A 22484-nucleotide genomic window follows, 5' to 3' on the forward strand; every position below is an offset into this window, starting at 1 on the left:
CGCCGGCGCCGGCGCGGCCTGCCTGGGTGGTTGTGGCGGCGCCGCCGTGGTTGGGGATGTCGGAGGGGCGACGGGCGGCTGCGAAGCGGCGCCGACGGCAACCGCGGTGAGGGCGCCGGTCGTCAGGTCCACCACGGACACCTCGGTCATGGGGCTGAGCGCGGGCCGCACCTCCAGCACCCGATCCGCCTGGTAGTCCGGCCAGGGCACCGCCAGTGGATCGGGATCAGCGCCGCTGGGGGAGTCCAACGGGTTGCCGCGCGCGCAGCGGACCCGAGGCATGCCGAGGTCGTCGATCAGGACAATCGTCCCGGCCTCGAGCACGGACTGGGCCGGCGCCGCACGCCCGTCGTCGTAGCCGTACTTGGTGACCCGGGTGTCCGCCCGCAGCAGCACCGGGGTGAGTGCTTCGACGGCGGTCCGCACGTCCTCGACTTCGAGAACCCCCAACCACGCCGCGGCCTTGGCCGGGTCGCCGGTCAGGTCGTCGGCGAGTCGCGCACGGTCGCACAGCGGCCGGTCACGGCTGCCCCCGTAGAGACCGATGCGGTCGCCGTCGACCCGGGCCGGTTCACCGGAGCCCGGCAGTTGGGTGCCCGGTGGGCCGGGGGGCACGATCGTCGGGATCTGCGGGGGCAGGAGTTGTCCGGTCCAGGGGCGCTGCTCGTCCGTGACGGCGCTGGTCATGGTGACCCGATCGATGCGGGAACCGGTCGAGCATGCCCCGACGGTCAGAATGCAGGCGACCGCAAGCCAGCGCCCCGGCGCACACCGCCTGCGTGCAGGGGAACCTTCGGCTTCGTTTCCTCGGGCCCACCACGTGGGCGGCCCGACGACGTCCGTGGCCACTCGCACATCGTAAGCACAGGCGCCGGTCGGCCGGGCGCTGTTACCGGACTGTGTCGCCGCGGCGGGCCAGGCGATGCCGAGTCCGGTGCCGACTGCCCCGGCCGCCGCCCTACATCGCGTCGATGCCGGTGAGGGCCCGCCCGATGATCAGCTTCTGGATCTGGCTGGTGCCCTCGTACAGGGTCAGGACGCGGGCGTCGCGCAGGTACTTGCCCATGGGGTACTCGTCGATGAAACCGTAGCCGCCGAACACCTGCAGGCAGTTGTTGCTCACCTTCACCGCGGTCTCGCTGGCCGCCAGCTTGGCCATCGACGCGGGCAGCGTCACCTCCTTGGAGGTGGCTCCGGCGTCGACCAGGCACGCCGCGCGGTGGGTCAGCAGTCGCGCGGACTCGATGGCCAGCGCCGAGTCGGCAAGCAGTTCCTGCACCTGCTGCTTCGAGGCGATCGGAACCCCGAACTGGGTGCGCTCGGTGGAGTACTTCACCGCCGCGTCCAGTGCGGCCTGGGCCACCCCGACCGCACCGGCGGCGACGGAGATGCGGCCCTTGGCCAGCGCGGACAGCGCGATCGACAGGCCCTTGCCCACCTCGCCGAGTCGGGCCGAATCCGGCACTCGCACATCCTGGAATGCCAGCGAGGCGGTGGCCTGGCCGCGCAGGCCGAGCTTGCCGTCAATGGTGGTGGCGGTGAAGCCTTCGCTGTCGGTGGGGACCAGGAATGCGGTCAGGCCGCGGCCGCCGTCGTCGGAGGTTCTGGCGAAGACCAGCGCCACCTTGGCCCAGGTGCCGTTGGTGATGAACATCTTCTCGCCGTTGAGGATCCAGTCGTCGCCGTCACGCTTGGCCCGAGTGCGGAGCGAGCCGGCGTCGGAGCCGCTGTCGGGCTCGGTGAGCGCGAAGCATCCGAGCGCGTCGCCGGAGGTGAGCTGCGGCAGCCACCGCTCCTTCTGCTCCTCGGTGCCGTAGGCGGCGATGGTCTTGGTGACCAGCCCGAGCGAGACCGAGACGATGCCGCGCACCGAGGAGTCGCCGCGGCCGAGTTCTTCGCAGACCAGCGTGTAGCTGAGCATGTCGACCTCGGTGCCGCCGTAGCGCTCGTCGATGGTCAGGCCGAGGAAGCCGAGTTCGCCGAGCCGTCTGACAATGCCCAGGTCCACCGCTTCTTCCCGGTCCCAGTCGCGGATGTTCGGGATGATCTCGGCGTCGACGAAGTCCGCCGCCATCTGCCGCACGCTCTGCTGGGTGTCGTCGAGGGTGAAGTCCATGGTGATCGGTCCTCTACAGGTCGGTGGGTCGGGTTCCGGTGGCGCACAGCGAGAGCCCGAGGTCGGCGCGGGTGCGCAGCCAACCGCTGGCGCGGTACCGCGGGTCGCCGGTGTACGCGAGCAGGCCGTCCAGGATCCGCAGGACGAATGTCGCGCCGTGGGTGTCGCCGAGGGTGAGCGGACCCTGCGGGTAGCCCAGGCCCAGGCGGGCACCGAGATCGATGTCGGCGGGCGAGCCGATGCCGTGCTCGGCGATCGCACACGAGACGTTGACGATGGACGCGAGCAGGCGCTGCGCGATCGGGGCAGGGCCGTCGGCGGTGACGGTGAGTGAACGACCGGTGGCGGCAAGGACATTCAGGGCGGCGGTGCCGACGGCCGGGTCGAGAGTCGCCGGCACGGTGACCGTGAGCCGGCCCCCTGCCACGCCGAGCGGGTCGACGCCGACGGTGCGGGCCGGGTCGAGGTCGGCCGCGAGCGCCGCCCGGTACGTCGGCTCGCCGACCGGGAGTACCAGCGACACGGCGTCCGCGGCGGGGGTGTCGCACACCAGCACCCCGGCGGCGCGCAGCATGTCGGCGAACTCCATGTCCTCGTGCACGTACACGGCGGTGGCCGCGGCGTCGGGTGTGTACCGTGGCTCGGCCGGAACCTCTTGTCTGCCTTCGAGATAGGGGTAGAACCCCTCGCCGGTCTTGCGGCCGAGCAGCCCGGCCGCGACGCGCCCCGCCGCGATCGGCGACGGCCGCAGCCGAGGGTCGCCGTAGAAGCCGGCGGACACGGTCTCCATCACCGGGTGCGAGACGTCGAGGCCGGTGAGGTCCATCAGCTCGAACGGGCCCATCTTCAGCCCGAGGGTCTCGCGGGCGACCCGGTCGATGTCGGCCGCCGACGCCGTCTGTTCGGACAGCACCGCGAACGCCTCGGTCGGCAGGCCGCGGCCGAGGTGGTTGACCAGGAAGCCGGGTGTGTCGCGGGCGAGCACTGCGGTGTGGCCGAGTCGGGCGACGAACTCGCGGCCCACGTCGACCAGCGCGGGATCGGTGCGCAGTCCGGGGACCACCTCCACCAGCTTCATCAGCGGCACCGGGTTGAAGAAGTGCAACCCGAGCAGGCGGGTGGGATCGCGCAGTACGGCGCCGATCGCGGTGATCGAGAGCGAGCTCGTGTTGCTGGCCAGGATCGCGCCGGGTGCCACCGTCTCGAGTTCGGTGAAGATCGACTGCTTGACGTCGAGTCGCTCCACCACCGCCTCGATCACCAGGTCGATGTCGCCGGCGGGGGCGGTCGGTGCCGAGCCGGCGTGCAGTCGCGCGACAGCGGCCTCCGCGTCCGCCTCGGTGCGCTGTCCCTTCTCCGCGGAACGTCGCAGCATCGTGGTGACGAACTCCAGTGCGGCGGAGACGGCCTCGCTGCTGACGTCGGTGATCTCGACCTCGACGCCCGCGGTGGCGGCGACCTGGGCGATGCCGCGGCCCATGGCTCCGGCGCCGATGATCCGAATCTTCTCGATCGTCACGGTTTCCCCCGTAGGTCGGTGTGCGCTTGTCGAGGAAGGCTGCGATTCCCTCGGCGTGATCGGCGGTGTCGAACGGCAGTTGGAAGGTGGTGCGGTCCAACTCTATTGCGGTGTTCGGTGGCGCGGCCTCGGGATGCCGGACGATCTTGCGGACAGCGCGGACGCCCGACCATCCGGCGTCAGGTAACCCTTGACACGACTGGGGCCGCAGTGTCAGGGTTTACCTGACGTAATTCATCGAGTGAAGGGTGAGCACGATGGACGACCAGATCGAGAGGGCGCTCACGGCGGACGTCGCCGCGGCCGCCGTCGCCACGGTCAACGCCGGCGTGGTCGAGGCCGGGCGCCAGGCAGACGTGCTGGTGGGTACCGGTCCGCTGCCGGGAACGGGGGAGTGGCTCGCCGAGGAGGGCACCGACCTCCCCGCGCAACGGCAGCTGGCCTGGCAACTCGCGTGCTTCCGGATCCAGCTGGCCGCCGGCATCGACGCGGTGGAGACGGTGATGAGCCTGCGGCGCTTCGGCGTCACCTGGGCGACCATCGGCCGGGCCGCGGGGATGACGCGACAGTCGGCGCACGAGCGGTGGGGCCGGCCGGTCGCCGACATCCTCGACCGCTACGGCGAGGGCATGCCCGACTCCGTCCCGGACGACGACCCGGCGGCCGGCTGAGCGTGCTTGCGGAGCAGCGGACCAGGCCGGGCCCCACTGAAATCGGTGGGGCCCGGCCTCGTCACTCGAGATCGGTCAGTTCGGGCGGAACCCGAAATCGGTGCCGGCCACGCTGTCCCAGCGCGAGGTGACGTACTTCGGGCGGGTGTAGAAGCTCCACGAAGCATTGTTCAGTCCGGTGTCGCCGTAGGCGGAGTCCTTCCAGCCCTGCACCGCGTACGCGGCAACCGGAACGGGAATGGCCACGTTGACACCGATCATGCCGGCCGAGGCGCGGCGCTCGAACTCGTTGGCGGCGGCGCCGTCCCGGGTGAAGATCGATGCGCCGTTGCCGTAGCGGTGGCTGCGGATCAGCTCGAGACCGTCGCCCAGGGAGTCGACGCGCAGCACCACCAGGATGGGGCCGAAGAGCTCCTCCTGGTAGGCGGCGGAGGACACCTCGACGTCGGTGAGCACGGTCGGGCCGACGAAGTAGCCGCTCTCGAAGCCGGGTACCAGCTCGGCACTGCGGTCCACCACGGCGCGGGCACCACCGGCGATCGCCTCCTTGACCGCGGCCTGGATGCGCTCCTGTGACTGCCGGTTGACAACCGGTCCGACCTCGGTGTCGTCGCCGTCGCCCGGGCCGAGCCGGACCTCCTCGGCCCGCGTTGCCAGCTTCGCCAGCAGCGGCTCGGCGCTCTCGCCGACGACCACCGCGACCGAGATCGCCATGCAGCGCTGGCCCGCGGCCCCGAAACAGGCGGAAGTCAGCTGGTCGGCGACCACGTCGAGGTCCGCGTCGGGCATCACGATCATGTGGTTCTTGGCGCCGCCGAAGGCCTGTACCCGCTTGCCCGCCGCCGCGGCGCGGGAGTAGACGATCTGCGCGACCTGGCTCGAGCCGACGAACGCGACGGCCTCGGTCCGCGGGTCGTCGATGAGGCGCTCGACTGTGTCCTGGCGACCGTGCAGCACGTTGAGCACGCCGTCGGGCAGCCCGGCCTCCTTGAACAGTTCGGCGATCCGGATGCAGACACCCGGGTCCTGCTCGCTCGGCTTCCAGATGAAGGTGTTCCCCGACGCCAGTGCGACGGAGACCATCATCATGCCCATCATCGCGGGGAAGTTGAACGGGGTGATCCCGACGCAGACGCCGAGCGGGTGCAGCACCGACTTGGTGTCGATGTCGGGTCCGGTCTGCAGCGACGTCCCGCCGCGCACGAGCGCCGGTCCACCACAGGCCAACTCCACCGAGTCGGCGGCCCGGGAGATTTCGCCCGTGGCGTCGTCGAGCGTCTTGCCGTGCTCCTGGGTGATGAGGGCGGCCAGCTCGGACCGGTTCTCCACGAGCAGGTCCCGGAAGCGGAACAACACCTGGGCGCGCCGGGAGAGGGTGGTCTGCGACCAGTCGTCGAAGGCGTCTGAGGCGGCGGCGAGTGCCGCGGTCACGGTGTCGGTGTCGGCCATCGGCACGGTGGCGATCGGCTGATCGGTCGCGGGGTCGGTCACGTCGATGAGGTCGCTGCCGGAGACCGGGGCGCCGTTGATCCAGTGGTGGATGGTGCGCATGGCTTGGATGCCTTTCGGGTCAAGTGGATTCAAGAATTGGAAGGGGGCGTCAGAGGGTGGTGCCGAAGCGCTCGCGATGCTCCTCGTCCAGCGTGGCCAGCGAGGAGCCCTTGGTCTCTCGCATGAACAGCACCGCGACGATCGAGATCAGGCCCGCCACACCGACGTAGATGGCGATGGGGACCCAGCTGCCGTAGGTCCGCAGCAGCAGGGTGGCGATGACGGGGGCGAGCGAGCCGGCGAAGATCGCGGTGACCTGGGCGCCCATCGAGACGCCGATGTAGCGCATGTGGGTGGGGAACATCTCGGCCATCATCGCGGGCTGCGGGGCGTACATGATCGCGTGGATGATCAGGCCGATCGTGATGGCGCACAGGATGAGTGCGTCGGACTTCGTGTCCATCAAGGGGAACGCGACGAAGCAGTAGAGGGAGGCGAGGACGGCACCGACCAGGTAGACCGGCCGGCGGCCCARCTTGTCCGACATCCAGCCGAACAGCAGGATCATGCCGGCATGGATGACGTGCGATATCAGCATCAGGGTGAGGATCGTGGAGGTGTCCACCTTCAGCTGCACACTCAGGTACGTCAGCGAGAACGTGACCACCATGTAGTAGAGGATGTTCTCGATCACCCGGGCGCCCATCGCCGTCAGGACCTCGCGCGGACGGGCCCGGAAGACGCGCTGGATCGCCTTCCACGTGTTCTCGGCCTGCGGCTGCTCCTGGGTGGCCTCCTGGAAGATCTGCGAGTCCTCGACCTTCGTGCGGATGAACCAGCCGATCAGCACGATGAACGCCGAGAAGAAGAACGCCAGTCGCCAGCCCCAGGACAGGAAGTCGTCCTCGGGCATCACGAACGACAGGAACAGCAGCACGAGGGTCGCGACGACGTTGCCGAGCGGCGCGCCCGCCTGCGGGAAGCTGGACCAGAAACCGCGGCGGTTCGCCGGACTCTGCTCGGCGACCAGCAGCACCGCGCCTCCCCATTCGCCACCGATGGCGATGCCCTGGGCGAAGCGCAGGAGCACCAGGATCACCGGGGCCAGGTAGCCGATCTGGTCGAAGCTCGGGATGGCGCCGATCAGGAAGGTCGAGGCGCCGATCATCAGCAACGAGATCTGCAGGAGCTTCTTGCGGCCGAACTTGTCGCCGTAGTGGCCGAAGATGATGCCGCCGATGGGGCGGGCGATGAAACCGATGGCATAGGTCAGCAACGCCGCGATGACACCGTCGAGCGGGTTGCCGGTGGCCTTGAAGAAGACGTGGCCGAAGACCAGCGCGGCCGCCATGCCGTAGAGGAAGAATTCGTACCACTCGGCGACGGTGCCGGCCATGGATGCGGCCACGATCCGGTGGAATCCGCGCGGCGTCCCGGTCGTCGTCTCGACCGCGGCCGGGGCTTGGTCGGCGGGCGGGCTCAGCTGGGCGGTCATCGGGCGCCGCCGACGCTGGCGGCCGGGGCGGTGCCGTCGACCAGGTGGATCAACGAGGAGAAGTCGAGCGACCCGCGGCCGTCGGCGATGAGGCCCTCGAGGCGCCGTGCCACCTCGGCGGTGGCGGCGGTGTCTACGCCGTGTGCGGCCGCCGCATCGAGGGCGAGGCCCAGGTCCTTGCGCATCAGCGCGACGGAGAACCCGCCGGTGAAGTCGCGGTTCGAGGGGGCGGAGGCGACAGGCCCGGCGACGGGGTAGTAGTTGCGCAGGGCCCAACTGTCGCCCGTGGACACCCCGGCGATGTCGATGACCGTCTGCGGCGTGATGCCCAGGCGCTCGGCCAGCACCGCGGCCTCGCAGGTGCTCTGCATGTTCATCGCGAGCATCATGTTGTTCACCATCTTGGCGCTCTGACCTGCGCCTGTCTCGCCCGCGTGGAAGATGCGGGCGCCCATCAGTTCCAGCAGCGGGCGGGCAGCGTCCAGGTCGGCGGACGTGCCGCCGACCATGAACGTGAGGGCGGCGTTCTGGGCGCCTGCGGTGCCGCCGGAGACCGGCGCGTCCAGGAAGCGTCGACCGGTGGCGGCGACGGCCGCGCCGACCTCGCGGGCCTCGGTGGCGCTGATCGTCGAGCAGTCCAGCACCAGGGCGTCGGCGTCGGCCGCGTCCAGAGTTCCGGACTCGAGCAGTGCGGCCCGGACGTGTGCACCCTTGGGCAACATGGTGATGACCGCGTCGGCGCCGTCGGCCGCCGTCGCGGCGGAGTCTGCGGTGCGCAGGCCCGCGGCGACGGCCGCATCGCGGGCGTCGGGGGAGAGGTCGACGCCGATCACGTCGTGTCCTGCGGTGTGCAGGTGTGCGGCCATCGGCAAGCCCATGTTGCCGAGACCGATCCAACAGATCTTCACGCTGGTGCCCTTCTGTCGAGTGCCGCGTAGGGGTGACCGCCGCAGCTGCTGCCTAGAAGAGTGAGCTAGGTTACATCCTCAGGAAAGGCCCTCTTTGGTACACGTGCTGTGCAGAACTGCACAGCAGGTGGGGCCGGTGAGGAGATTCGGATGCGCGCCGACGACCTGGTGGTGCTGCTCGAGATCGCCCGCTGCGGCTCGCTCGTCGGGGCCGCGTCCGCACTCGGGCTCAACCACGCGACCGTGTCGCGCCGGATGTCGGTACTGGAGTCCGAGTTGCGGGCACCACTGCTGGTCCGCGGGGTCAGCGGCTGCACGCTCACCGACCTCGGCCACAGCCTGCTCGAGTCGTGCGAACAGATCGAGTCGGCCCTGACCGAGGTGCGCGACCTGGCCAGCACCACGCCACGCGAGCGGGAGTTGTCCGGGCTGGTGCGGATCGCCACGACCGATGCCTTCGGGGCGCTGTTCGTGGCGCCGCTCATGGCAGAACTGCACAGGATCAACCCCGACCTCCTGGTGGAGATCGTCACCCAGACGCGGCTGGGCGCCTACGGCATCGGCGCCGACATCGAGATAGGGGTCGGCGAGCCGGTGGTCGGGCGTCCGGGGTCCGAGAAACTCACGGACTACCGGTTGGGGCTCTACGCCTCGGACGAGTACGTGTCCGAACGCGGCCTGCCGCGGACCTTGGAGGAGCTGGCGGGGCACTCGCTGGTCTACTACATCGAGGGCCTGTTGCGGGTGGAGGACCTCGACGTGCTGACCCGGCTGACCGGGCGTCACCAGGTGACCTTCGGCTCGACCAACGTGCAGGTGCAGACGATGGCGACGCTGTCGGGTGCGGGGATCGGGCTGCTGCCGGCGTTCGTGGCCGAGCGCGAGCCCACGTTGCGCCGGGTGCTGGCGTCGGACGTGGCGATCAACCTGGAGTTCACCGCGTGCCTGGGGCCGCGGCGGCTGCGCCGGCCCGCGGCGGCCACCGTCATGCAGGCAATCCGGGAGATGGTCGTGGAGCGTCAGGCGGAACTGGTGCCCCAGTGGTGACGACGGACCAGTGGTGACGACGGAAAGGAATCGGATGCAGGTACGGCAGGAGGTTCGCGGGCGGGTGCTCGTGATCCGTCTCGAGCGCCCGGACAAGCGCAACGCCATCAACGAGGCAATGGCCGTGGGTATCGACGCCGCGCTCAACCGCCTCGACGACGACCCCGACCTCTGGGTCGGCGTCCTGACGGGGACGCCGACCGTGTTCTGTGCGGGCACCGACATCAAGGAGGGCTCGGGGCCACTCACCCCACGCGGCGGCGAGTACGGGGTCATCCGGCGCGAACGCAGCACCCCGCTGATCGCGGCGGTGGAGGGGCAGGCGCTCGGCGGCGGCTTCGAGATCGCGCTGGCCTGCGACCTCGTCGTCGCCGCTCGTGACGCGGTGTTCGGGCTGCCGGAGTCGCTGCGGGGTCTGGTCGCGACGTCCGGTGCGCTCTTCCGTGCGCCGCGGGCCCTGCCCGTCAATGTGGCGCGGGAGCTGCTGATCACCGGCAACACCCTCGGCGCCGACCGGGCGTACGGACTCGGAGTGGTCAACGAGGTCACCGAGCCGGGTGCGGCGCTCGATGCGGCGCTGCGGATGGCCGAGCGGATCTGCCTGTCGTCGCCGGTCTCGGTCCGCGAGAGCCTGCGGGCCGTTCACGCGCTCACTGCCGACTCCGACATCACCGGGTGGGAGGTCACCGAGCGGGCAAAGGCGGTGGTGACCGCGTCGGCGGACATGCGCGAAGGGATCGGTGCCTTCTTCGAGCGGCGGTCGCCGAACTGGACCGGGAAGTAGCCCGCCCCGACGGGGTCGGCGCCGGTCGCCGACCCCGGTCAGGTCAGTGCGCGGGCGCGGGCGCGGGTTCCGCGGCCGCCGGGACGGGGGTGGCCGCGGCGTCCAGTCGGACGCGTCGCGGGATGAATGCGGCCACCAGCAGGGCGCACAGGGCGGCGCCGGCGCCGATCAGGAACGTCACGACGAAGGCCTTGTGTGTGGGCACCTCGGTGGGGCCCAGCGACATCGTCATGCCGGTCAGCACGAGGATCATGACGGCGCTCGCGAACGAGGTTCCGATCATCCGCATCAGCGAGTTGAGTCCGTTGGCCGCGGCCGTCTCCTTCAGCGGTACCGAGCCCATGATCAGCGCGGGCATGGCCGCATAGGAGATGCCGATGCCGGCGCCGATGATCGTCGCGACGAGGGCGATCTGCCACATTGCGTTCATCAGCACGGCGCCGATCAGGTAGCCGGAGGCGATCACCACGGTGCCGACCATCAGGGTGGTGCGCGGACCGTACCTGTTGGTCAGGTGCGCCGAGACGGGGGAGAGCAGCATCATCACGATGCCCCCGGGGGCCATGCACAGGCCCGCGACGACCATCGACTTACCGAGCCCGTATCCCGTCTCCGGCGGCAGCTGCAGCAGCAGCGGAACCGTCAACGACGTCGCGTACATGGCGAATCCGGTCAGGACCGACGCGACGTTGGTGAGCAGCACCGGCCGCGACGCCGACACCCGAAGGTCGACGAGGGGCTCCGGGGTGCGCAGCTCCGTCACACACCAGGCGGCGAAGACGACGACCGACAGGCCGAGCAGTCCGAGGGTGGGAACGCTGGTCCAGCCCCAGTCGGCGCCCTTGGTGATCGGGAGCAGCAGCGAGACCAGTCCGACGGTCAGACCGATGGCGCCGAGGTAGTCGAAGCGTCCGGGGTTGCGGACCGACGACTCCGGAACCGCGATCGCGACCGCTGCCGCGACCAGCGTGCCGAGAACCGCGGATGCCCAGAACAGCGTGTGCCAGTCGTAGTTCTGCGCGGTGAAGGCGGCGAGCGGCATGCCGACGGCGCCGCCGACGCCCATCGTCGAGCTCATGACCGAGATCGCGCCGCCGACCTTCTCGCGCGGCAGTTCGTCGCGCAGGATCGAGATGCCGAGCGGGATCGCGCCGGTCGCCGCGCCCTGCAGTGCGCGGCCGACGATCACCGCGGTGACCGAGTCGCCCAGCGCGCACACCACGGAGCCGGCGACGAGGAACGCCATGCTGACCAGGATCATCCGGCGCTTGCCGAACATGTCCCCGAGGCGTCCCGCCACCGGTGTGACGGCGGCGGCCGCGAGCAGTGTCGAGGTGATCACCCAGGACGCGGTCGCGGTGTCGGTGTCCAGTAGCTCGGGCAGGGCGTGGATCAAGGGGACGACGAGGGTCTGCATCAACGAGACGACGATGCCGCTGAACGCGAGGATTGCCAGGATCATGCGCGGGGAGCGGGAGGTCTCCGTGCCGCTGGGTGCCGAAATGGTCACTACGGATCTCTTCTCTGGTGCTACGAAAGGCAAGTCAATGAACGCAAGGATGTGTACGATACACATCCTTCGGTATCCGTCCGCGACGTTGCGACGACTAGCGGCGGAAGAAGTCCGCGGTCGCGGAGTCAGACGGGTAGAACGATTCGATCGCAATCTCCGCGAGCGTGACGTCGCGCGGGGTGCCGAAGACGGTGGTCGTGCTGAACATGGACAGTTCGGCGCCGTCGGTCCGGATCCGCAGCGGAACCAGTAGCGCCGAGGTGTCGGTCTCGCCGATCTCCTCCTCTCCCGGGTAGCCGCGCAACTCGTCGAGGAGCTGTGCCAACTCCGGGTCCGCGGTGGCGTCGGCTTCCCGGTGCAGTCGAGCCAGCAGGTGGCCGCGCCACTGCCCGAGATTCGCGATCCGGGGCGCCATGCCGTCCGGGTGCAGGCTGAGCCGCAGCACGTTGACGGGGGGTTCGAGCAGATGCGGCGCCGAGCCGGCTGTGAGCACCTCGACGGCAGGGTTGCCCGCGACCAGGTCCCAATGGCGGTCGACGACCACTGCCGGGTAGGGGGTGTGCGCGTCGAGGATCCGGTTGATCGCGTCGTTGACGGCCGACATCGGCGCGTCGGGTAGCCGGTTCTGCGGGTAGGCAGGTGCGTGACCGCCGGCCAGGAGCATCGTGTTGCGCTGGCGCAGTGGTACTTCCAGGCATTCCGACAGCCGAATGATCATTGCCCTGGTCGGCCGCGCCCGGCCCGTCTCGATGAAGCTGAGATGACGCGCGGACACACCGGACTGTGACGAGAGGCCCAGCTGAGTGAGCCTGCGCCGTTCCCGCCAGTCCCTGAGTATCGAGCCGACCGGTCGCGAGGTTCCCGTGTCTGTCACACGGCTCAACCTAGCGAGGTCCGGTCGCCCTCACGATTACCTCAGAGGTAATCGACTGGCGTCGGCGGGCGCCGCAGAGTGGAGGCAGCCGGCGAGCGAACCAGAGCCGCCGGATCACACCCTCGGAAGGAATCATCATGAGCGACTTCACCGAACTGGCAACCGCGTACATCGACATGTGGAACGAAACAGACCCCGCGGCCCGGCGCGGCCGGGTCGAGCAGGTCTTCGCGGCCGGGTCCAGGTACGTGGACCCGCTCGGCGTTGCGGTGGGACACGACCAGATCGACTCGATGGTCGGTGCGGTGCAGCAACAGTTCCCGGGTCTGCGGTTCGCCCTGGCCGGCCCGATCGACACCCACCACGAGCAGGCTCGATTCGCGTGGCGACTGGGCGTTCCGGGTGAGGACTCGCTGATCGACGGATTCGACGTCGCCGAACTCGACGGCAGCGGCCGACTGGCGCTGGTCCTCGGTTTCCTGGACAAGGTGCCGACGGCATGAGCCGCCGGGGCGGGCGCACCTGCCCGCCCCGGATCGCCGTCGCCCTCGTCGCGGCCCCCCACGGCCCGGATGCAGATGCTGCTCAGTCTCTTTCGAGCAGGAAATACAAGTGCCGGCCGTTGTCGAGCACGGCCTCGGGCTTGCCGTTCATGATTCCCATCAGGGTGTTCTCGTCGACCCTCTTGAAGTGGTCGAAGATCGGCTTGCCGTCGTAGACCATGGTCGCGGTCACCTCGCCCCGGAACTCGATGTTCCACAGGCTGGCCTCGCCCCTGCCGAGCTTGACGTTGGAGTAGAGGTTGCCCTCGTCGTCCCGGCACATCAGGGGCTTGGCGTCGAGGACCGAGTGGAAGGTCTTCCCGTGCCAGCCGCTGGCGGGGAGAATCGTGCAGAGCCGATGTCCGGTCTGGAACACGGCTCCCTTCCAGGTGCCCAGGATGTCGGCTGCGGCCACGACGTCCAATGCCGCCCAGACGGCATCGAGATCGGTGGGACAGACGCCCTCGGACTGTGCGCGGAGTTCCTGAAACTTGTTGCGGGCCTGCTCGACATCCATCGACGACTCCTCTGGTTGGGTCTGTGGAGGCTACGCCTCGTCGGGGGCGTGGCGGCGAGGACACGAACCCGGCGAATCCACCTGCCCGACCGGCGGGACCGGGATGCGAAGATGGACGTGATGGATTCAGATTCGATCGACGCGGGCCGCGGGCTCGAGCGTGAGCTGACGCTGATGGCGCGGCACACGGCCCTCGTGTCCCAGTGGCGGATGCCGGATCGCGCCCTGGACCGGTCCGCGTACCTGTTGCTCTCCCGCCTCGAGATAGGCGAGCCGATGACGCTGCGGGAGCTGTCCGAGGCCTTCGGCCTCGACGTGTCCACCGTCAACCGTCAGACCGCCGCGCTGGTGCGTCAGGGACTGGCCGAGCGCATCGTCGACGCGGAGGGCGGCACGGCCCGCAGGCTGCGTCCGACCGAGCGCGGGCTGGCGGCATTGCGCTCGGACCGCGACCAGAACGTGGAGGGCGTGACCTCCCTTGTCGCGGACTGGGACGACCAGGATCGCCGGGATCTGGTTACCTTGCTGCGGAAGTTGAACGAGAAGATCGAGGAGCGCCAGGGGCTGAACTGGCCCCGGGACTGACCGAAGCACCGAGGAGAGCACGAATGGGTATCAACGAGGGACGCGTCGTCGTGGTGACCGGGGCGGCGGGCGGCATCGGCCGTGAGCACGCACTCGAATTCGCCAGGCAGGGCGCCAAGGTCGTGGTCAACGACCTCGGTCCCGCCGAGGCCGTCGTCGAGGAGATCAAGGCGCTCGGTGGCGAGGCCATTGCGAACAAGGACGACATCTCCGACTTCGACGGTGCGGGACGGCTGATCCGCAGCGCGATCGACACCTTCGGCACCATTCACGTCCTGGTGAACAACGCGGGCATCCTGCGCGACAAGATGTTCGTGAACATGACCGTCGACCAGTGGGACGACGTCATGCGCGTGCACCTGCGCGGCACCTTCGCGCCGTCGCAGCACGCGGCGTCGTACTGGCGCGAGCAGTCCAAGGCCGGGACGCCGGTCGCGCACCCGCGGATCATCAACACCTCGTCGCCGTCGGGTCTCTACGGAAACCTCGGCCAGGCCAACTACGGCGCGGCGAAGGCCGGCATCGCGGCGTTCACCGTGATCCTCGCCGACGAACTGGCCCGGCTCGGGGTCACCGTCAACGCCATCGCCCCGACCGCGCTGACCCAGATGACCGCCGGCCTGGAGGCGTTCGTCGCCGCGGCGGACGCGGAGAAGGAGCGCACCGGTTTCGACGCGGCCGCGCCCGAGAACATCTCGCCGACGGTGGTCTGGCTGGGGTCCCCGGAGTCGGACGGCATCACCGGACGGATCTTCAACGTGCACGGTGGCTCCATCAGCGTCGCCGAGACCTGGGTCGCCGGTCCCGGGGTGTCGAAGGACGCACGCTGGGACCCGGCCGAGCTCGGCGAGGTCATCCCGGCGCTGGTCGCGGAGGCCCGGCCGAACTCCGACATGGCCGGAAACCCGCGTCACGCGAACTCGCGTCTGGGTCTCTGAGCCCAACCCCGAAGCAGCCGGAGCGGCCCACCACAGCACGTGTGGTGGGCCGCTCCGGTCGTCGGGGGTTTACCCGAGTGCGCGTGCCGGGGCGGGCACTCGTTCGATCCCGTACTTCTTGACGGGCGGGGTGGTTCGCAACCACGTGCCGTCGGCCCGGCACAGCTGGTAGGTGCCGTCCGGGTGGTAGATCTTGGAACCGACGCTGTAGTCCTTGCCGTCGTAGACGCACACGGTGGTCGTGGTGCCGTCCGGGTTCGTGCGGATTGCCGCATTCGCGACGGCGGCCTGGGCACCGATCAGTCCCGCGGCGACGAGGATCGAGGCGGCGAGCGTCTTGGCGGTTCGAGAGATCATGGGGTGGCCCTTCGGTTGTGGTGTCTGCCCAGGTGGACTCCTACAAATATGGGCGACACGGGCCCGGCCGGACAGGGACCCAAGGGGTGGGGTTCGCCCCCCTTCGTCAGCGCATTCCGAGCAGCGTGAGGGCAAATTTCGCGTACTCGGCGGCGATCTGCTCGGGCGTGGACGGGCCGCCGATCCGGAACCACTGGGGCAGCGACGTGCACATCGTCACGATGGCCTTCCCGGCGTCGCGCGGGTGCGCGGTGGTGAAGTCACCCGCCGCCACCCCGACCCCGATCTCGGCGTCGAGGAGGTGCTGAACCGCGTTTCGGGAGTCGCGGATCCGGTCCCGGTTCGGCGGGTCCAGGCTGCGCATCTCGCTGGCGCCGATGAAGGCCAGCTCCCGCCGGTGGGTGTGGTAGAGCGCGAGCGCCTCCACCGCGAGGCCGACCCGGGCGACGGTGGTCTCGCCCTCGGCGAGGGCCGCGCGCACCCGCCAGTGGATCTCGTCCATCGTCAGGTCGAGCGCGCGGACGAGGAGTTCCTGCTTGTCGCGGTAGTGGTGGTACACGCCGGGCGCGCTCACCCCGGCCCGGGCGGCCAGCGCGCGCATGGTGGCGCCGTGGTACCCGGTCTCGACGAATGCCTCGATCGCGGCGGCCAGTACCGGGTCGAGTTCGAGCGCGGGAAACTCGCGCCAGTCGGCCGCCGAGCGTGCAGTTGTCGTCGGCGTTCCAGTGGGTTTGGTCCGGGAAGTGCGCATTCGGCGGGCGGGGGCGGAGGGGCGTTCGGTTGAGGCGGCGCCGCCCAGCAGCAGCTCGGCCGGTACCTCCAGTGCGTCGGCCAGTTCCACGAGCCGGTCGACGGACACCCCGGTCCGGCCGTTCTCGATGGCGCTGAGCGTGGCGGGGCTGACCGCGATCCGGGCCGCCAACTCGCGCAATGAGAGCCCGCGCTCGGTGCGGGCCGCCCTGATGGCTTCGGGCAGCGGCGGTCGTCCGGGCATGCGCCCTCCTCTCGGCGTTCGGATCTGCAATGTATCAGGAATCCTGAACACTTGGTTGCGGGCATTGTCGTGCATAGAACGAAAGTTGCGTGTTGACAGGGCTGAACTCGGATGAGAACGTGGTCGGGAAGACATGGAAGTGGAACGAGCGTTCGGCGTTTCCGAAGTAAGGAGAGAACGTGGCAATCGACCTGGCGTATTCCGGCGAAACCGCGGACCTGATCAAGCGGACCCGGGAGTTCACCCGCGACGTGGTGCTGCCGATCGAGGACGAGTTCGGCGGCAACATCACCGAGGCCGGCGGCGACGAGCTGCGGGTCCGGATGCAGGACGCGGCGAAGGCCGCCGGGGTCTTCGCGCCGCACGCGCCCGTCGAGTTCGGCGGCCACGGCCTGAACATGTCCGACCGCGCCCCGGTGTTCGAGGAGGCCGGCTACTCGCTGTTCGGTCCTGTCGCGCTGAACATCRCCGCGCCGGACGAGGGCAACGTGCACATGCTCGCGCACATCGCCAACCCCGAGCAGCGCGAGCAGTACCTCGCGCCGCTGGCCCGCGGCGAGGTCCGGTCGGCCTTCGCGATGACCGAGCCCTCTCCCGGCGCCGGCTCCGACCCGTCGGCACTGAACACCCGGGCCGTCCGGGCCGACGGCGGCTGGCGGATCAACGGCCGCAAGTTCTTCATCACCGGCGCGGACGGCGCCGGGTTCTTCATCATCATGGCCCGCACCTCAGGGGAGCCCGGTCAGCGCGGCGGGGCCACGATGTTCCTCGCGCCCGCGGACACGCCCGGTATCCGGGTCGGCCGTCACATCGACACCCTGGACCGCTCGATGATCGGCGGGCACTGCGAGGTGTTCTTCGAGGACCTGCTGGTGCCGGACAGCGCCGTGCTCGGCGAGGTGGACCGCGGCTTCGAGTACGCCCAGGTGCGGCTCGGGCCGGCGCGGATGACGCACGTGATGCGCTGGCTGGGTGCCGCCCGCCGCGGCCACGACGTCGCCGTCGACTACGTCGCCAAGCGCGAGGGCTTCGGTTCGAAGCTCGGAGACCTCGGCATGATCCAGAAGATGGTCGCGGACAACGAGATCGACATTGCCGCGACGCGCGCGCTGCTGGTGCGTGCCTGCTGGGAGCTCGACCGCGGCGAGCACGCGTCGAACTCCACGTCCATCGCCAAGACCTATGCGGCCGAGGCGATCTTCCGGATCGTGGACCGCAGTGTCCAGATGTGCGGTGGGATGGGCGTTTCCGGCGACCTGCCGCTGGCCCGGCTCTCCCGTGAGGTGCGGCCGTTCCGGGTCTACGACGGCCCCTCCGAGGTGCACCGCTGGGCGATCGCCAAGCGCGTCGTCGGTGCGGCCAAGCGCGCACAGGCGGACGCACGATGAACCTGCCGGGGATGGATGTCGCTGCCTTGCAGCGGTACCTGGTTGCCGAGGGCATCGAACTGCACGGCGACCTGCGGGTGGAACTGATCAGCGGCGGACGCTCGAACCTGACCTTCAAGGCCTTCGACGACCGCTCCTCGTGGGTGGTCCGCCGACCGCCGGTCAGCGGACTGACGCCCTCCGCGCACGACATGGCACGCGAGTACACGGTGACCAACGGTCTGCAGGGCACCGGGATCCCGGTGGCGCGAACGGTGGCGTTCGACGCCGACGGGACGGCGCTGGGCGCGCCGACCACCGTCGTCGAGTTCGTCGACGGTCTGGTGGTGCGGGACCAGGACGACCTCGCCGCGCTCACCGACGAGCAGGTCGCGGGCAATGCCGGCGAACTGGTCCGGGTGCTGGCAGCACTGCACGACGTGGACTACCGGGCGGCCGGTCTCGGCGAGTTCGGCCGTCCCGAGGGCTTCCTCGCTCGTCAGGTGGCGCTGTGGGCGAAGCAGTGGGAGCGGGTCAAGTCGCGTGAGCTGCCGGACGTCGCGAAGCTGCATGCGCGCCTGGCCGAGTCGATCCCGCAGCACTCGGAGGCGTCCATCGTGCACGGGGACTACCGGATCGACAACACCATCCTCGACGCCGCCGACCCCACCGCGGTCCGCGCACTGGTGGACTGGGAGCTCTCGACCCTCGGGGACCCGCTCACCGACGTGGCTCTGATGTGCGTGTACCGGAACCCTGCCTTTGACCTGCTGCTCGGTACGAAGGCCGCCTGGACCAGTGATCGGCTGCCGTCGGCCGACGAGCTCGCGCAGACCTACGCCGTGGCGTCGGGCCGCGATCTCGGCAACTGGAGCTTCTACATGGCGCTGGCGAACTTCAAGCTCGCCGTGGTCGGCGAGGGCATCACCCACCGCGCGCTGCAGGGCTCCGATTCCGGCAGTGGCGCAGAGAAGGCGGCGGACGCGACGCCGGAGTTCATCACCGCTGGGCTGCGTGCCCTGGAAGGAGTATCGGCATGAGCGAGTCCCGGATCGTCCACACCGCGCTGGTCACCGGCGCCTCCCGCGGGATCGGGCTGGGCATCGCCCACCGGCTCGCGAGTCTCGGCTACTCGCTGACCGTCACGGCGCGCGACGCCGAGCGGCTCGACGTGGTGGCTGCCGAACTCCGTGCGGCGGGCGCACCCGAGGTGGTCCCGGTGGCCGGTGACATGGCCGACGAGGACGCTGTCCGACGGCTCACGCAGGTGCACGCGGACCGGCTCGGCCCGATGAAGGCGCTGATCCTCAACGCGGGCGTCGGTACCGCGGGGCCCGTCGCCGAATACCCGATGAGGCGGTTCGACAAGACCCTCGACGTGAACCTGCGCGCCCCGTTCCAGCTGCTGCAGCAGTGCCTGCCGCTGCTGCGCAAGGGTGCTGAGGCGGACCCGGGACGCGGCGCCAAGGTGATCGCGCTGGCCTCGATCGCCGGGGTCTACGCCGAGCACGGCCTGGCGGTGTACGGCGCGACCAAGGCCGCGCTGATCTCGTTGGTCCAGACGCTCAACGCGGAGGAGTCGGGCAACGGCGTCAGCGCCACCACGATTGCGCCCGGGTACGTCGACACCGACATGAGCGCGTGGATCCACGACCGAATCCCGGCCGAGCAGATGCTCGAGGTGAACGACATCGTGGAGGTTGCCGAGTCGTTGCTCCGCCTCTCCTCGCGGGCTGTCGTCCCGAACATCGTGATGACTCGGGCGGGCACGGACGGGCTCCACGCCTGACCCTCTAGTGCACCGTCAGTAAATCTCCGGCATCCGGAGAAGCTTTGCGGCGAGGCCGTGGGCCTGTGACATAATCACAATCATATTGTGATGTTCACCCAACTCGCTGGTAGTCCCCTCGACGCCGTCTTGACCTGCGCGAATCGCCATTCACTTGGCGGCAGGTCGGGACGGCGTTCGTGTTCTTCCCGGCGTTGTCGGCGGACACCTGGACGCATGCCCGAGATACTTTCAAAAGCCCTCGAAAAGCTCGGCTAACGCGGTAAGTTGCCACGTGCGGTCGGTGGCGTCCTGCCCTCGTCGTGATCGGGTTGCCGTCCTGTTGACGGTTGGATTGTTCTTCGGGAGGGCGATCTGTGAGAACACAATGGATCGACGTGCGTCAGATACAGGGGACCGCGGCGGTTGCCGCGGTAGTGGTGGCTGCGCACAGTCACGGACAGACCGGAGTCGGCGTAGGCACGTGATGTGCCACTGACCTGCCGATGGATTGCGCGCCCGGGGCGCGTACGTATCCCGCTGTGAAGCGGATTCAATCTCTACGAAATCTGACTTCGGCCCGTCGTGTCTGCCGTAGCCCTCGGCCTTGTTGGCAAGACCAACCTTCTGGCCTGGGTATTTGCAGGGACGCACGGGTTGTTCCGAAAAAAGGGGAATCAGTTGAAGCCGACCGCGTTCGACGGAATCGACGGCACCGATCACGCCACCGACGTTGACGCGATGGAGGTATTCCCGCTCTCGCATGCCCAGCTCGGGATGTGGTACGCCCAGCATCTCGATCCCGACGTGCCGATCAACATCGCGCAGTACGTCGACATGCGGGGTGACCTCGACATCGACACTCTCGAACGGGCCAGCATCGTCGGGTCGTCCGAGTTCGGATCGGGCTTCCTGCGGATTCTCGAACGTGACGGCCAGCCCTGCCAGATGGTGGATCTCGGCATCGACGACTCGCTCCTGGTCCGTGACTTCCGGGGCGAAGAGGATCCTGAGCGGGCCGCTCACGAGTGGATGCAGGCCGACTACAGCGCCCCCGTCAACCTCCTCGAAGACCGGCTGATCGTCGCCGCAGTGCTACGGATCGAGGACAGTCGGTACTTCTGGTACTCGCGCTGCCACCACATCATCCTCGACGGATTCGGCGCCATGAACTTCATGACGCGCGTCGCCGAGTTGTACTCGGCCGCGGTCGAGGGCCGCGAGCCGGCGCCCTTGAAGGCGGTGGACCTGAGCGAGCTGTACAAGTCGGACACGGCCTACCGGGAGAGCGAGCGGTTCACCGCCGACGGCGAGTACTGGGCCGAGCGGATCGCCGGCCTGGAGGAAGGCACCAGCCTCAGCGGTCGGACCGCGGCTCCGTCGGCGGTCAACGGGGTGTCCAGCGCGGCGCTGTCCGACGAGTTCGCCGCGCAGCTCTCCGCCGCGGTCTCGGAGCAGAACTCATCGCCCGCGGGGATGCTGATCGCCGCGTTCGCGAGCTATCTGGCACAGGTCTCGGGCAACGAGGATGTCATCCTGAGCCTGCCTGTCACCGCACGTACGACGGCCGCCGCCCGGCGGTCCGGCGGCATGATGTCCAACGTGGTGCCGCTCAGGCTGCACGTTGGCACCGACACCACCATCGCGGAGCTCCTCACCCAGGTCCAGGTCGCCGTCTCGGGTGCGCTGCGGCGCCAGCGCTACCGGCACGAGGACATGCGCCGAGGCTCGTCCGCCAGTGCGGTCCAGCGGGACCTGCTCGGTCCGCTGGTGAACATCATGCTCTTCCACAACGAGGTGGCCCTCGGACCTGTGCTGGGCGAGTTCAACATCCTCTCGACCGGCACCATCGAAGACCTGGGCGTCAACTTCTACCAGAGCGTCGGTGGTACCCGCACTCACGTCGACTTCGAGACCAACCCGAACCTCTACTCTGATGACGAAGCGCGCGAACATCATTCGAGGTTCCTGAACTTCTTCGAGCGGTTTGTCGGTGTGGATGCCGAAACGCCCGTCTGGGCGCTGAATGTGGCGACCGACATGGAACTCGAGTTGGTCCTGGATCGGTGGAACGACACCGACCGTGCGGTTCCCGAGGGCACGTTGGTGTCGATGTTCGAGGCGCAGGTGGCGGCGACGCCGGATGCTGTGGCGTTGGTGTTCGAGGGTGAGTCGCTGACGTACTCGGAGTTCGATGTTCGGGTTAATCGTCTTGCGCGGCATTTGATTTCGGTTGGTGTTGGGCCGGAGTCGTTGGTGGCGTTGGCGATGCGCCGGTCGCTGGAGATGATGGTCGGTGTCTATGCGGTGCTCAAGGCGGGTGGCGCGTACGTGCCGGTGGATCCGGATCAGCCGGCGGACCGGGTCGGTCACATCCTCGACACGGCGGACGCGGTGTGCGTGTTGTCCACGGTGCGTGACGGTTTCGAAGGTGCGGGGGRCAGTTCTGTCCTGTTGATCGACGCGTTGGACCTGTCGGGGTACGCCGATGGTCCGATTGCGGATGCGGATCGGCTGGGGGTGTTGGATTCGTCGAATGCGGCGTACGTGATCTTCACGTCGGGTTCGACGGGTCGGCCGAAGGGTGTCGCGGTCACGCATGGCGCGATCGTGAACCGTCTGGTGTGGATGCAGGCGGAGTACGGCCTGGGTTCGCAGGATGTGGTGTTGCAGAAGACGCCGGTGACGTTCGACGTGTCGGTGTGGGAGTTGTTCTGGCCGTTGCAGGTTGGTGCGCGTCTGGTGGTTGCGGTGCCGGACGGGCACCGCGATCCGGCGTATCTGGCGCAGGTGGTTGTCGAGCAGTCGGTGACGACGATGCACTTCGTGCCGTCGATGCTGGCGGTGTTCGTGGCGGAGCCGTCGGCGGTGGAATGCGCGACGTTGCGGCAGGTGTTCGCGTCGGGTGAGGCGTTGCCGGCGGAGACCGCGGCGCGGTTGCGGGAGATCCTGCCGGCGGTGCGGTTGCACAACCTGTACGGGCCGACGGAGGCCGCGG

21 protein-coding genes are annotated in these 22484 nt (G+C 69.2%); 10 read left to right on the forward strand and 11 right to left on the reverse strand.

Going from position 1 to position 22484, the window contains the following annotated elements:
* The 3 genes from AC1DU4_RS22500 to AC1DU4_RS22510 all read right to left on the reverse strand — a co-directional run.
* Window positions 1–687: DUF6777 domain-containing protein (locus AC1DU4_RS22500; RefSeq protein ID WP_477843623.1), on the reverse strand; the 687-nt coding region annotated here is incomplete at its 3' end.
* Window positions 688–958: 271 nt separating this feature from the next.
* Window positions 959–2116, reverse strand: coding sequence for an acyl-CoA dehydrogenase family protein (locus AC1DU4_RS22505; protein ID WP_477843624.1), 1158 nt, complete (start codon window positions 2114–2116; stop codon window positions 959–961).
* A 13-nt stretch (window positions 2117–2129) separates the two neighbouring features.
* On the reverse strand, window positions 2130–3635 hold the full coding sequence (locus tag AC1DU4_RS22510) for a 3-hydroxyacyl-CoA dehydrogenase (RefSeq protein WP_477843626.1): 1506 nt from the start codon (window positions 3633–3635) through the stop codon (window positions 2130–2132).
* Window positions 3636–3892: 257 nt separating this feature from the next.
* Between AC1DU4_RS22510 and AC1DU4_RS22515 the strand changes: the two genes are divergently transcribed.
* Window positions 3893–4306: a hypothetical protein gene (locus tag AC1DU4_RS22515; RefSeq protein ID WP_477843628.1), complete on the forward strand. Its 414-nt coding sequence runs from the start codon at window positions 3893–3895 to the stop codon at window positions 4304–4306.
* A gap of 75 nt (window positions 4307–4381) precedes the next feature.
* Here AC1DU4_RS22515 and mmsA read toward each other — a convergent pair whose 3' ends face one another.
* The 3 genes from mmsA to mmsB are packed head-to-tail and all read right to left on the reverse strand — an operon-like array spanning window position 4382 to window position 8200.
* On the reverse strand, window positions 4382–5857 hold the full coding sequence (mmsA, locus tag AC1DU4_RS22520) for a CoA-acylating methylmalonate-semialdehyde dehydrogenase (protein ID WP_477843629.1): 1476 nt from the start codon (window positions 5855–5857) through the stop codon (window positions 4382–4384).
* Window positions 5858–5906: 49 nt separating this feature from the next.
* On the reverse strand, window positions 5907–7292 hold the full coding sequence (locus tag AC1DU4_RS22525; RefSeq protein WP_477843631.1) for an MFS transporter: 1386 nt from the start codon (window positions 7290–7292) through the stop codon (window positions 5907–5909).
* Window positions 7289–8200: a 3-hydroxyisobutyrate dehydrogenase gene (mmsB, locus tag AC1DU4_RS22530; protein WP_477843633.1), complete on the reverse strand. Its 912-nt coding sequence runs from the start codon at window positions 8198–8200 to the stop codon at window positions 7289–7291. Before mmsB ends, AC1DU4_RS22525 begins: the two co-directional genes overlap by 4 nt.
* 150 nt (window positions 8201–8350) lie before the next feature.
* Here mmsB and AC1DU4_RS22535 point away from each other — a divergent pair, with 150 nt between their 5' ends.
* On the forward strand, window positions 8351–9247 hold the full coding sequence (locus AC1DU4_RS22535; RefSeq protein ID WP_477843635.1) for a LysR family transcriptional regulator: 897 nt from the start codon (window positions 8351–8353) through the stop codon (window positions 9245–9247).
* Between the two features lie 34 nt (window positions 9248–9281).
* Window positions 9282–10031, forward strand: coding sequence for an enoyl-CoA hydratase-related protein (locus AC1DU4_RS22540; protein WP_477843637.1), 750 nt, complete (start codon window positions 9282–9284; stop codon window positions 10029–10031).
* A gap of 43 nt (window positions 10032–10074) precedes the next feature.
* On the opposite strand, the gene AC1DU4_RS22545 is transcribed toward AC1DU4_RS22540, so the two are convergent.
* Both AC1DU4_RS22545 and AC1DU4_RS22550 read right to left on the reverse strand, forming a co-directional pair.
* On the reverse strand, window positions 10075–11607 hold the full coding sequence (locus AC1DU4_RS22545; RefSeq protein WP_477843639.1) for an MFS transporter: 1533 nt from the start codon (window positions 11605–11607) through the stop codon (window positions 10075–10077).
* A 31-nt stretch (window positions 11608–11638) separates the two neighbouring features.
* Entirely contained in the window at window positions 11639–12418 is a 780-nt protein-coding gene (locus AC1DU4_RS22550; protein ID WP_477843641.1) for a helix-turn-helix domain-containing protein, read from the reverse strand.
* 137 nt (window positions 12419–12555) lie between these two features.
* Between AC1DU4_RS22550 and AC1DU4_RS22555 the strand changes: the two genes are divergently transcribed.
* A complete protein-coding gene (locus AC1DU4_RS22555) occupies window positions 12556–12921 on the forward strand; it encodes a nuclear transport factor 2 family protein (protein WP_477843643.1) in 366 nt (121 codons plus the stop codon).
* A gap of 82 nt (window positions 12922–13003) precedes the next feature.
* Here the strand turns inward: AC1DU4_RS22555 and AC1DU4_RS22560 are convergent, their stop codons facing one another.
* On the reverse strand, window positions 13004–13477 hold the full coding sequence (locus AC1DU4_RS22560) for a DUF4334 domain-containing protein (protein ID WP_477843645.1): 474 nt from the start codon (window positions 13475–13477) through the stop codon (window positions 13004–13006).
* Window positions 13478–13597: 120 nt separating this feature from the next.
* Here AC1DU4_RS22560 and AC1DU4_RS22565 point away from each other — a divergent pair, with 120 nt between their 5' ends.
* Together AC1DU4_RS22565 and AC1DU4_RS22570 are read left to right on the forward strand one after the other, a co-directional pair.
* Window positions 13598–14062, forward strand: a complete 465-nt coding sequence (locus tag AC1DU4_RS22565) for a MarR family winged helix-turn-helix transcriptional regulator (RefSeq protein ID WP_477843647.1) — start codon at window positions 13598–13600, stop codon at window positions 14060–14062.
* A gap of 23 nt (window positions 14063–14085) precedes the next feature.
* Window positions 14086–15000 carry an SDR family oxidoreductase gene (locus AC1DU4_RS22570; RefSeq protein WP_477843649.1) on the forward strand — a complete coding sequence of 305 codons (915 nt, stop codon included), beginning with the start codon at window positions 14086–14088 and terminating at the stop codon, window positions 14998–15000.
* A 69-nt stretch (window positions 15001–15069) separates the two neighbouring features.
* Here the strand turns inward: AC1DU4_RS22570 and AC1DU4_RS22575 are convergent, their stop codons facing one another.
* Both AC1DU4_RS22575 and AC1DU4_RS22580 read right to left on the reverse strand, forming a co-directional pair.
* Window positions 15070–15357: a hypothetical protein gene (locus AC1DU4_RS22575; RefSeq protein WP_477843651.1), complete on the reverse strand. Its 288-nt coding sequence runs from the start codon at window positions 15355–15357 to the stop codon at window positions 15070–15072.
* A gap of 106 nt (window positions 15358–15463) precedes the next feature.
* The gene (locus AC1DU4_RS22580; protein WP_477843653.1) at window positions 15464–16351 is read right to left on the reverse strand and encodes a TetR-type transcription factor C-terminal domain-containing protein; all 888 of its coding nucleotides are present in this window, start codon (window positions 16349–16351) and stop codon (window positions 15464–15466) included.
* 179 nt (window positions 16352–16530) lie between these two features.
* Between AC1DU4_RS22580 and AC1DU4_RS22585 the strand changes: the two genes are divergently transcribed.
* From AC1DU4_RS22585 to AC1DU4_RS22600, 4 genes are all read left to right on the forward strand, one after another.
* Window positions 16531–17739: an acyl-CoA dehydrogenase family protein gene (locus tag AC1DU4_RS22585; RefSeq protein WP_477843655.1), complete on the forward strand. Its 1209-nt coding sequence runs from the start codon at window positions 16531–16533 to the stop codon at window positions 17737–17739.
* A gap of 11 nt (window positions 17740–17750) precedes the next feature.
* Window positions 17751–18758, forward strand: coding sequence for a phosphotransferase family protein (locus AC1DU4_RS22590; RefSeq protein ID WP_477843657.1), 1008 nt, complete (start codon window positions 17751–17753; stop codon window positions 18756–18758).
* A gap of 11 nt (window positions 18759–18769) precedes the next feature.
* The gene (locus AC1DU4_RS22595; protein ID WP_477843659.1) at window positions 18770–19507 is read left to right on the forward strand and encodes an SDR family NAD(P)-dependent oxidoreductase; all 738 of its coding nucleotides are present in this window, start codon (window positions 18770–18772) and stop codon (window positions 19505–19507) included.
* A 720-nt stretch (window positions 19508–20227) separates the two neighbouring features.
* The coding region (locus AC1DU4_RS22600) for an AMP-binding protein (protein WP_477843661.1) at window positions 20228–22484 on the forward strand (2257 nt) is incomplete at its 3' end.

Source organism: Rhodococcus sp. P4_F5 (assembly GCF_056401315.1).

Bases quoted from the DNA above. Each gene is read 5' to 3' on its own strand.
- AC1DU4_RS22505 (WP_477843624.1), bottom strand. From the start codon at position 2,116: ATGGACTTCACCCTCGACGACACCCAGCAGAGCGTGCGGCAGATGGCG.
- AC1DU4_RS22515 (WP_477843628.1), top strand. From the start codon at position 3,893: ATGGACGACCAGATCGAGAGGGCGCTCACGGCGGACGTCGCCGCGGCC.
- mmsA (WP_477843629.1), bottom strand. From the start codon at position 5,857: ATGCGCACCATCCACCACTGGATCAACGGCGCCCCGGTCTCCGGCAGC.
- AC1DU4_RS22535 (WP_477843635.1), top strand. From the start codon at position 8,351: ATGCGCGCCGACGACCTGGTGGTGCTGCTCGAGATCGCCCGCTGCGGC.
- AC1DU4_RS22540 (WP_477843637.1), top strand. From the start codon at position 9,282: ATGCAGGTACGGCAGGAGGTTCGCGGGCGGGTGCTCGTGATCCGTCTC.
- AC1DU4_RS22545 (WP_477843639.1), bottom strand. From the start codon at position 11,607: ATGTGTATCGTACACATCCTTGCGTTCATTGACTTGCCTTTCGTAGCA.
- AC1DU4_RS22555 (WP_477843643.1), top strand. From the start codon at position 12,556: ATGAGCGACTTCACCGAACTGGCAACCGCGTACATCGACATGTGGAAC.
- AC1DU4_RS22560 (WP_477843645.1), bottom strand. From the start codon at position 13,477: ATGGATGTCGAGCAGGCCCGCAACAAGTTTCAGGAACTCCGCGCACAG.
- AC1DU4_RS22565 (WP_477843647.1), top strand. From the start codon at position 13,598: ATGGATTCAGATTCGATCGACGCGGGCCGCGGGCTCGAGCGTGAGCTG.
- AC1DU4_RS22570 (WP_477843649.1), top strand. From the start codon at position 14,086: ATGGGTATCAACGAGGGACGCGTCGTCGTGGTGACCGGGGCGGCGGGC.
- AC1DU4_RS22575 (WP_477843651.1), bottom strand. From the start codon at position 15,357: ATGATCTCTCGAACCGCCAAGACGCTCGCCGCCTCGATCCTCGTCGCC.
- AC1DU4_RS22580 (WP_477843653.1), bottom strand. From the start codon at position 16,351: ATGCCCGGACGACCGCCGCTGCCCGAAGCCATCAGGGCGGCCCGCACC.
- AC1DU4_RS22590 (WP_477843657.1), top strand. From the start codon at position 17,751: ATGGATGTCGCTGCCTTGCAGCGGTACCTGGTTGCCGAGGGCATCGAA.